This is a genomic window from Acidovorax sp. KPB24-03, assembly GCF_057546605.1.
The window spans coordinates 1-986 of the sequence record NZ_BAAJYR010000760.1 but is presented as its reverse complement, the minus strand read 5'-3'; the positions used below and the strand labels follow the sequence as shown (position 1 = coordinate 986).

Sequence of the window (986 nt, the reverse complement as noted above, 5' to 3'; positions counted from 1 at the left end):
CCTGACCGAGGCGGGCCACGCGGCGTTCGCGCGCTGCCAGGGGCTGGAATCGTGCGCGCGCGAGGTGCTGGCGCTGGCCGGCCACCATGCCGACGTGCCCAGCGGCCTGGTGTGCATGAGCGCGCCCAAGGCCTATGGACGCCAGCGGCTGCACCCGCTGGTGCCGTCCTTCCTGGCCGCGCACCCGCAGGTGGACGTGCAACTGGTCATCACCGACCGCACCGTGGACCTGTTCACCGAGCACATCGACGTGGCGGTGCGCATCACCGACGCGCCGCCCCCGGGCCTGGCGGGCAGGCCGCTGGAGCCGGTGGAACACGTGGTGTGCGCCAGCCCGGCCTACCTGGCGCAGCGCGGCCTGCCGGAGCACCCGCGCGATCTGGCGCAGCACGACTGCCTGCCCCTGGGCGAGGACGAGCGCGACCGGCACTGGCGCTTCGAGCGGCCGGGTGGCGGGGGTGGCGCAGCGGAATCCGCCGTGGTGAAGGTGCGCGGCCGCTATGTGGCCAACCACAGCGAGGTGCGGTGCGAGGCCGCCCTGGGCGGCCTGGGCATCGCCTCGCTGCCGGGCTTCACGGCGCAGGCGGCCCTGGCGGCCGGCACGCTGGTGCGCGTGCTGCCCGGCTGGCGCCACACCACGGCGTATTCCGGCACGGCCTGGCTGCTTTACCCGCCCAACCGCTTTCTGCCGGCGCGGGTGCGGGCCTGGATCGACCATGTGGCGCAGGGTCTGGCCGCGCGGCCCGCATGAGGGGCCCGCGCGGCGCCTGCCGGTCCCTCCCGGTCAGTCCTCGTGCGTGTCGTGCGTGGCCGCGCTGCCCCGGCGCCAGTAGCCCGAGGCCTTGACCCACTTGGGGTAGGCGCCTCGCTCGCCCACCAGGTGCGCGCGCAGGGCCTTGGCCACGGCCGATTCGCAGGCCACCCAGGCGTGGAAATCGCCCGCGGGCAGGGGCTGCGCGCGCAGCGCCTGCAGCAGGGGCTCGGCG

2 protein-coding genes are annotated in these 986 nt (G+C 75.9%); one reads left to right on the top strand and one right to left on the bottom strand.

Translation table 11 applies throughout. The features are described from left to right. A partial coding sequence (locus AC27KI_RS25795) for a substrate binding domain-containing protein (protein ID WP_487116675.1) occupies nt 1-751 on the top strand: 751 nt, incomplete at its 5' end. A gap of 33 nt (nt 752-784) precedes the next feature. Here AC27KI_RS25795 and AC27KI_RS25790 read toward each other — a convergent pair. Continuing rightward, the coding region (locus AC27KI_RS25790) for an SIP domain-containing protein (RefSeq protein ID WP_487116673.1) at nt 785-986 on the bottom strand (202 nt) is incomplete at its 5' end.